We start from the raw sequence: 7,836 nt of genomic DNA on the forward strand, positions 1-7,836 counted from the left end.
CGCCCCGCGCATCATACAGCCTGACCCTCGCGCCCCTCTCATCCGCCCATGTTCCACATCGACCCGACCGACCCCACCCCGGTGGAAGCCCAGGTCGTCCGCACGGTGCGCTCCGCCATCGGCGCCGGCCTGCTGTCCCCGGGCGACGTGCTCCCCACCGCGCGCCAGCTTTCCGTGGACCTGCGCGTGGGGATGAACGCCGTCGCGCGCGGCTACGCGGAGCTGGAACGACAGCAGGTACTCGAAACCCGGTCCGGGGTGGGGATCGTAGTGAAGGCGGCACCGCACGAGATGCAGCGTGCGGACGTCCTCGCGGAGCTCAGCGCGCTGGAAGACACCTTTCTGCGGGAGGCCGCGGCGCTGGGCTTTGGGCTCGACGACGTGATCATTCACCTGGACAGCCGGCGAACCCGGTAGGAGCCTGTATGGCAGGCACGGACGTGACCCCCTCCGTTTCCAACAACCTTCCCGCCGCGCAGAGCGCCAGGCCCCCGCGCGGCAACATTCTGGGCACCCTGGCCCTGGCCGTTCCCACGGCCATCGGCGGCGCCATGGCGGTGGCGGTCGCGGAGCCCATGGCGCTCCTGGCGGGCGCGGCGGTGGGTCTGGTGGCCATGTTCTCGCCCAAGATCGCCTCGCAGTGGGAGCGCGCGGTGGTGCTCAAGTGGGGCCGCTACGACGGCGTGCGCGGCCCCGGCGTCTTCTGGGTGATCCCCGGCGTGCACACCGTGGCGGCGTGGGTGGACCACCGCACCGTGGCCACCTCCTTTGCCGCCGAGCAGACGCTGACCTCCGACGCCGTGCCGGTGAACGTGGACGCCGTCCTGTTCTGGACGGTGTTCGACGCGCAGAAGGCCGCGCTGGAGGTGCAGGACTACCAGCAGGCCGTGAGTTGGGCCGCGCAGACCGCGCTGCGCGACATCATCGGGCGCACCTCGCTTACGGAGCTGCTGGCCGGACGCGAGCGGATCGAGCAGGAGCTGCAGTCCCTCATCGACCGGCGCACCACGCCCTGGGGCGTCAGCGTGCACTCGGTGGAAATGCGCGACGTCGTGATCCCCGCCTCGCTGCAGGACGCCATGTCGCGCCAGGCGCAGGCCGCGCGGGAAAAGCAGGCGCGCATCATCCTGGGCGAGGCGGAGGTGGAGATCGCCAAGCTGTTCGAGAAGGCGGCCGAAAGCTACCAGGGCAACCCCACGGCGCTGCAGCTCCGGCAGATGAACATCCTGTACGAAGGGCTCAAGCAGAAGGGCGGGATGATGGTGGTGCCCAGCACCATCGTGGATTCCATGGGCCACGCCGGCATCATGGCCGCGGCCTCGCTCGCCAACCAGCAGTCCGGCGGCAACGGCGCCCGGCCCGCCCCCGCGCCGGAACCCGAGATCGCGCTGCGGATCGCGGAGACCAACCTGTTCCCGGAGCCCTGACCCGCACGTTGGCTGGCACGAAGGGCCGGCCGCCGCGGCCGGCCCGCTGCGCGTGGGGAGAACTCCGGCCCCGCGTCCCCATCCTTCCCCATGGCGCGCCGGCCGTTCGGCGACGATCATGCGGCCGTCCACCCACGCGTCCCCCGCGCCCCGGCCCGCCTATGCACGAGCAGCTTCAGTCCCTCGCCGACGACTTTCAGAGCGCGTCCGAACGCGTGCACCGGCTGCGCCAGTCCGTTCCGCCCGCCCGCTGGGCCGAGCGCCCGCCCTCTGGCGGCTGGTCCGTCGCGGAGTGCATCGCGCACCTGAACCTGACGGCGGAGGCGTACGTCCCCAGGATGCGGGATGCGCTGCGGCAGGCGCGCGCCGCGGGCGGCACGGCGCCGGCGCGGTTCCGCATGGGGCTGATCGGATGGCTGATCCACCGCGTGGTGAGCCCCGGATCCCGGACGCGCGTCAAGACGTCGCCCGCATTCGTCCCCACGGCGGCGGATTCCGCGGACGCTCTCGTGCGGCGGTTCGATGAACTGCAGGCGGCACAGCAGGAGCTGCTGCGCGAGGCGGACGGGCTCCCGCTGCAGCGCATCCCCATCGCCTCGCCGTTCAACGCGCGGGTCCGCTACAACGCCTTTGCGGCGCTCGCCATCCAACCCGCGCACCAGCACCGGCACCTGGACCAGGCGGAGCGCGTCTGGGCGGACATCCAGCCCCGGGGTTGAAGCGCGGGCCGCGCGGGGCCAGATTCGGCGCACCCGCGCCTTTCTGCTCCCCGCGCCCACGGTCCGCCGCATGTGCTGTCCAGAGCTGGTCCGCTCCATTCCGTCCGGTCCGCCGCCGCCCCGCGGCCCCGCGCAGGGCGCCCTCGCGCTGGGGCCGGATGTGCTCGCCCGGCTGCGTTCCGTGTGCGACCTCACGCACCCGCTGACGGCGGACTTTCCCGTGTTTCCCGCGTACCGGCCGTTCCGCGCCACGCCGCTTTTTTCCGTGGAGCGGAACGGCTTTTTTGCGCAGGAACTCTGCTATGCCGAGCACACGGGGACGCACCTGGACGCCCCGGCGCACTTCTACGTGGAGGGCGGCGGAACGGAGAGCGTTCACGCCCCCGACCTGATCGCGCCGCTGGCGGTCGTGTCCATTGCCGGTCGCGCCGCGCGGGACGAGGATACGCTGCTGGGGGTGGATGACCTGCTGGCGTACGAGCGCCGCCACGGCCGCATTCCGCCGCGGGCCGTCGTGGCGCTGCACAGCGGGTGGGAGGCGCGGCTGGACCAGCCCGGGCACTTTCTGAACGCGGATGCGTCGGGGGTCATGCACGCGCCCGGATTCAGCCCCGAAGCCGCCGAATGGCTGGTGCACGAGCGCGACGTAGCCGCCGCGGCTACGGACACGCTGAGCCTGGACTTCGGCCCGGCAAAGGTGTACGAGGCGCACCTCGCGCTGCTGGGCGCGGGGCGCTACGGGCTGGAGAACGTGGCCCGGCTGGACCGCGTGCCGCCCGCGGGCGCCGTGATCGTGGTCGGCGCGCCGGCGCACCGCGGCGGCTCCGGCGGCCCCGCACGCCTCCTGGCCCTGTACTGACCTTCGCCATGCTGCGCGACGCCATTACTCTGCCCACGATCGCCTGCGAGCGACTGCACCTGCGCTGGCTTACGCCCGACGACGTGCCGGCGCTTTTTACCGTGTTCGGCGACCCGGAGGTCTGCCGCTACTGGAGCAGCCCCGCCATGCCGGCCCTGGAGGACGCGGCCGCGCTCCGCGACCAGATCGTGTCGCTCTTTGCCCAGCGCGCGCTCTTCCAGTGGGGCGTCGCGCTGCGGGAGACGGACGAGGTGATCGGCACCTGCACGCTGGCCGGGCTGGACAACGCGCACCGCCGCGCGTCGGTGGGATACGCGCTCGCCCGTGCGCACTGGGGCCGCGGCTACGCCGGCGAGGTGCTGGCCCGTCTGGTGCGCTTTGCGTTCGACGACCTGGACCTGCACCGGCTGGAGGCCGACGCCGATCCGCGCAACCTGGCCAGCCTTCGCGCGCTGGAGCGCGTGGGCTTCGTGCGCGAGGGCTACCAGCGCGAGCGCTACCACCACATGGGCGAAATTCAGGACACCGTCCTCTTCGGCCTGCTGCGCCGCGAGTGGCGCGAGTCCCGGCCGGATCTGCAGCATCCGTCCGGAGGCTAGGGAAGCAAGAGCGGGGCAGGAAAGAGTTCTGGAAAGCGGGTTGGGCCTGGACAGGACGTCTTTATGGACCGAGAGGCCAAACTTGCTTCCTGCAAGAACTTACCATCCACTCCATGTGGATCGGATCCGGATTCACATACTCGCGGTGCTGGGACGGAACACGAGGATGGCCCGAGTGGGTTGAATGCAGAAAGGTATGTAGAACGGGGTGAGCCGGGCGGCTCACCCCGTGTTCTTGCTTGAGCGGGAACGCTACTCGTCTTCGTCGCCCTCTTCGCGGCCCTTGCGGCTGATCAGCTTGTTGAAGCGGTCCAGCTCGCCGTCGTCGCCCTTCATGTCGCGGTGCAGCAGGGCGAGTTCGTTTTCCTCGAACTTTTCAAAGAACTCTTCCCAGCTGATCTCCTCCAGCGAGTCCTTGCCGGAGTACCCGGGAAAGTCGATGCGAAGGATGCCGGGATCCTCCTTGTCGCCCGTGCGCTTTACGTGCGAGGGCTTTCCGCCCCGCTCCTCCACCCAGCGGCGGATGAAGTCGTGGTCGGTCGTGGTATGCGCGCTGCGATCCGTCTTGCCCATCGTCGCCTCCGGAGAGCGGTCTGAACCCTGCCTCGTGGCGCGTCCGCGCCGGCCCGGCGCGCCCCCACAAGCACACCTCGTACCGCGGCGCGCCATCGTGCGGCTGCCGGGCGATCCGCCGCGGTGGAGAGCCTGTGGACACTGCCTCCACGCACCTGTCCGCCGACCTCCTGTGGTGCCTGCGTCAGCGGATGAACAGGATCGAACAGCTCCCGGCAGAGGCGACGCGATCGAGCTCGTGGTGATCGGAGGTGACGAAGTGCCCCGCCGCGCGCTGGGTGAGCGCGACCCCGCACGCATCCGCGATCGAGATCCGCCGCAGCTCGCTCTTCATCCTGCCGACCTCCCGCCAGAACGCCGGATCCAGATCGCTCCGCTCAATCACCCCGTCCGCCGCAAGCTCGCCCAGATGGCGCTCCGCTCGCACCTCGCCAAAGTCCCGGTGCATATTGTAGTAGACCTCGCACAGGTTGATGGCGTGTGCAAGACAAGTATTTGCTGGGTCGCCCAGGATCCGCTCCACGACATACGCACCGTCCTCATCGTTCAAATAGGCGAGCATGGCAGAGGAATCCAGGACGTAGATCACCGCCCCCTCCGCTGCTCTTCTTCTTCGATCTCTTCGTGCTTGCGGCGGAGGAACTCGTCTACGGAACTGAGCATCCCTCGACCCGCACCGTAGCCGCTCGGACGCGCAACATGGACGGGCGGCACAGGCCCGACATCGACCGCATCGCTGCCCGGCGCCATGGCTGGTCCACGCGTGCTTTGCCCGTTCGCTTGGGATCCATGTCGCCGAGCGAACCTCCGCTCGTCCTCTTCGATCTCCTCGTGTTTGCGGCGGAGGAATTCGTCTACCGAGATGAGCTCTCCCCGGGTGTTCCCCCGCGCGCTCGGACGCCTTGCCGGCTGAGCCGACGCAGGAGCTTCGGACAGATTGGGTGAAGCCGCCTCTGCATCTGCGCTGTGATCCTCCATCGCAGCCCGTTCTTCCATCATCTCTGCCTCCCTCCTGCTTGCTCCGACACAGCTTCCCGCGCCGGGGTTCCGGACCGCGATCCACAGTGTCACGACTGACCAGAAGTCTGTACGAAAGGCAGCTTCCTGGCAAGGGAAAACTCCAGCAGACATGCGGATTTCAGGCACCATGCGGGGAATTAGGATTTCGCCCTCACGTAAGCCGCCGCAGAGGCGACAAATGCAAGGTCGCAACGGCCGCGCACAACGCCGTCCGGCACCGGACGGGTGGCAGTCGGCCGAGCGGATCGAGGGGGCCGGAATTTGGCCGATCATCTGCCAAAAGCGGCTTCCCGCCTGATCCGGGAGCGCTGCCCCGCTGAGCCATGCTCATGGAATCACAGTTGCGACAGAGCGGGCAGCCGCCTCCAACCACGCGTTCGAAGCGGCACGCGGGACATGCACAAACCACCGCAGCGTCACACACCAGGACCAGGGATCCGCACATGGCGGCAGGGACGGAAGTCGCACTCGAGCAGGGGCAGGTAGAGGGCGTGCAGGTGCTGGGAGAGGGAAACGGCACGGGCGCGCGTGTGCTCACGCCGCAGGCGCTGCAGTTCGTCGCCGACCTTCACCGCCGCTTCAACGCGACGCGCATGGAGCTGCTGGCCGCCCGCGACGAGCGGCAGGCCTGGCTGGACGACGACGGCGAGCCCGGGTTTCTGGAGGAGACGGCCCACGTTCGCGAAGGCGACTGGAAGGTGGCGTCGTGCCCGCCCGACCTGCAGGACCGCCGCGTGGAGATCACCGGCCCCACCGACGCCAAGATGGTGATCAACGCCCTCAACTCGGGCGCCAGCTGCTTCATGGCCGACTTTGAGGACGCGCTCTCGCCCACGTGGAAGAACGTGCTTTCCGGCCAGGCCAACCTGATGGACGCGGTGCGCCGCACCCTGTCGCTGGACGCCGGCGGCAAGCAGTACCGCCTGAACGAAAAGACGGCCGTGCTCATCGTGCGGCCGCGCGGGTGGCACCTGCCGGAGCGCCACGTGCTGGTGGACGGCTCGCCCATCAGCGCGTCGCTCTTTGACTTCGGCCTGTACTTCTTCCACAACGCGCAGGAGCTGCTCAGCCGCGGCACCGGGCCGTACTTCTATCTCCCCAAGATGGAAAGCCATCTGGAGGCGCGGCTGTGGAACGACGTGTTCAACGCCGCCCAGGACGCGCTCGGCATTCCGCGGGGAACCATTCGCGCCACGGTGCTCATCGAGACCATCCTGGTCGCGTTCGAGATGGACGAGATCCTGTACGAGCTGCGCGACCACGCCGCCGCCCTGAACGCCGGCCGGTGGGACTACATCTTCAGCGTCATCAAGAAGTTCCGGAACCGCGGCGACTTTGTTCTGCCCGACCGCGTGCAGGTGACCATGACCGTTCCCTTCATGAAGTGCTACGCGGAACTGCTGGTGCAGACCTGCCACCGCCGCGGCGCGCACGCCATGGGCGGCATGGCGGCCTTCATCCCCAGCCGGCGCGACGCGGAGGTGAACGAGCGCGCCCTGGCCAGGGTGCGGGAAGACAAGAGCCGCGAGGCCGGGCAGGGCTTCGACGGCACCTGGGTGGCGCACCCGGACCTGGTGCCCATCGCGAAGGCGGAGTTCGACAAGGTGCTGGGCGACCGCCCCAACCAGAAGGAGAAGCTGCGCGAGGAGGTGAGCGTGGCCGCGCACTCCCTGCTGGAAACGGGGATCGTGGGCGGGCAGATCACGGAAGAAGGAGCGCGCCTGAACGTGAACGTGGCGCTGCAGTACATCGAGCAGTGGCTGCTGGGCAACGGCGCCGCCGCCATCCACAACCTCATGGAAGACGCCGCCACCGCCGAGATCAGCCGTGCGCAGCTGTGGCAGTGGATCCGCCATCGCGCGCCCATTCTGAACGACGGCGACGGGGACGGCTTCTTCACCCCGGACGACTACACGCGCCTGCGCGACGCGGAGATGGCCGCGCTGCGCCCGGAGCGCGAGGACCCGCGCTGCCTGGAAAGCGCGTGCAAGCTGCTGGACGAGCTGGTGCTGGGCGACGAGTTCGTTGCGTTTCTGACCCTTCCCGCATACGCGCTCCTGGACTGACCCGGACGCCACCCTACGATCCTGACCGGAGAACGAACGATGTCGCAGAAGCTGGAGCAGCAGGCTGCCGAGCTGCAGATCAAGTGGGTGACGGACCCGCGCTGGGAGGGCATCACCCGCCCCTATTCCGCCGAAGAGGTGGTGCGCCTGCGCGGATCGGTGCTCATCGAGCAGACGCTGGCCCGGCGCGGCGCCGAGCGCCTGTGGCGGCAGCTGCACGAGCCCGACGCGGTGCGCAGCTTTGGCGCGCTGACGGGCGCGCAGGCGGTGCAGATGGTCAAGGGCGGGCTGCAGGCCATCTACCTGTCCGGCTGGCAGGTGGCCGGCGACGCCAACCTGAGCGGGCAGACGTACCCGGACCAGAGCCTGTACCCGTCCAACAGCGTGCCGCAGGTGGTGCGCCGGCTGAACAACGCGCTGGCCCGCGCCGACCAGGTGGAGTTCTCGGAGAACGGCCAGGCGGGGCGCGACTGGTTCGTGCCCATCGTGGCGGATGCCGAGGCGGGCTTCGGCGGCCCGCTGCACGGCTTCGAGCTGATGAAGAGCATGATAGAGGCGGGCGCGGCGGGGGTG

Annotated in this window: 8 protein-coding genes and 1 pseudogene; 7 read left to right on the forward strand and 2 right to left on the reverse strand. The window is 69.4% G+C overall.

What is annotated here, in order from left to right:
* Positions 1-48 precede the first annotated feature (48 nt).
* The 5 genes from VF665_RS22160 (at position 49) to VF665_RS22180 (ending at position 3,604) form a co-directional block, all read left to right on the forward strand.
* Positions 49-417 carry a GntR family transcriptional regulator gene (locus tag VF665_RS22160; protein ID WP_331055655.1) on the forward strand — a complete coding sequence of 123 codons (369 nt, stop codon included), beginning with the start codon at positions 49-51 and terminating at the stop codon, positions 415-417.
* Positions 418-425: 8 nt separating this feature from the next.
* Positions 426-1,427 (forward strand): slipin family protein, encoded by a 1,002-nt coding sequence (locus tag VF665_RS22165; RefSeq protein WP_331055656.1) that lies wholly within the window; start codon positions 426-428, stop codon positions 1,425-1,427.
* 161 nt (positions 1,428-1,588) lie between these two features.
* On the forward strand, positions 1,589-2,146 hold the full coding sequence (locus tag VF665_RS22170) for a DinB family protein (protein ID WP_331055657.1): 558 nt from the start codon (positions 1,589-1,591) through the stop codon (positions 2,144-2,146).
* A gap of 70 nt (positions 2,147-2,216) precedes the next feature.
* A complete protein-coding gene (locus VF665_RS22175; protein ID WP_331055658.1) occupies positions 2,217-3,005 on the forward strand; it encodes a cyclase family protein in 789 nt (262 codons plus the stop codon).
* 8 nt (positions 3,006-3,013) lie between these two features.
* Positions 3,014-3,604, forward strand: coding sequence for a GNAT family N-acetyltransferase (locus VF665_RS22180; protein WP_331055659.1), 591 nt, complete (start codon positions 3,014-3,016; stop codon positions 3,602-3,604).
* Between the two features lie 252 nt (positions 3,605-3,856).
* On the opposite strand, the gene VF665_RS22185 is transcribed toward VF665_RS22180, so the two are convergent.
* Together VF665_RS22185 and VF665_RS22190 are read right to left on the reverse strand one after the other, a co-directional pair.
* The gene (locus VF665_RS22185; protein WP_331055660.1) at positions 3,857-4,177 is read right to left on the reverse strand and encodes a hypothetical protein; all 321 of its coding nucleotides are present in this window, start codon (positions 4,175-4,177) and stop codon (positions 3,857-3,859) included.
* A gap of 184 nt (positions 4,178-4,361) precedes the next feature.
* Positions 4,362-4,766, reverse strand: coding sequence for a PIN domain-containing protein (locus VF665_RS22190; RefSeq protein ID WP_331055661.1), 405 nt, complete (start codon positions 4,764-4,766; stop codon positions 4,362-4,364).
* An 874-nt stretch (positions 4,767-5,640) separates the two neighbouring features.
* Here VF665_RS22190 and aceB point away from each other — a divergent pair.
* Together aceB and VF665_RS22200 are read left to right on the forward strand one after the other, a co-directional pair.
* Positions 5,641-7,263 carry a malate synthase A gene (gene aceB / locus VF665_RS22195; protein ID WP_331055662.1) on the forward strand — a complete coding sequence of 541 codons (1,623 nt, stop codon included), beginning with the start codon at positions 5,641-5,643 and terminating at the stop codon, positions 7,261-7,263.
* Between the two features lie 39 nt (positions 7,264-7,302).
* Positions 7,303-7,836, forward strand: a pseudogene (locus tag VF665_RS22200) (isocitrate lyase); the annotation flags it as partial.

Source organism: Longimicrobium sp. (genome assembly GCF_036387355.1).
In the GTDB taxonomy this organism is placed as follows: Bacteria; Gemmatimonadota; Gemmatimonadetes; order Longimicrobiales; family Longimicrobiaceae; genus Longimicrobium.

Excerpts from the sequence above, each read along its gene's own strand:
- VF665_RS22175 (WP_331055658.1), top strand. The coding sequence starts at position 2,217 with ATGTGCTGTCCAGAGCTGGTCCGCTCCATTCCGTCCGGTCCGCCGCCG.
- VF665_RS22160 (WP_331055655.1), top strand. The coding sequence starts at position 49 with ATGTTCCACATCGACCCGACCGACCCCACCCCGGTGGAAGCCCAGGTC.
- VF665_RS22165 (WP_331055656.1), top strand. The coding sequence starts at position 426 with ATGGCAGGCACGGACGTGACCCCCTCCGTTTCCAACAACCTTCCCGCC.
- VF665_RS22185 (WP_331055660.1), bottom strand. The coding sequence starts at position 4,177 with ATGGGCAAGACGGATCGCAGCGCGCATACCACGACCGACCACGACTTC.
- VF665_RS22170 (WP_331055657.1), top strand. The coding sequence starts at position 1,589 with ATGCACGAGCAGCTTCAGTCCCTCGCCGACGACTTTCAGAGCGCGTCC.
- aceB (WP_331055662.1), top strand. The coding sequence starts at position 5,641 with ATGGCGGCAGGGACGGAAGTCGCACTCGAGCAGGGGCAGGTAGAGGGC.
- VF665_RS22180 (WP_331055659.1), top strand. The coding sequence starts at position 3,014 with ATGCTGCGCGACGCCATTACTCTGCCCACGATCGCCTGCGAGCGACTG.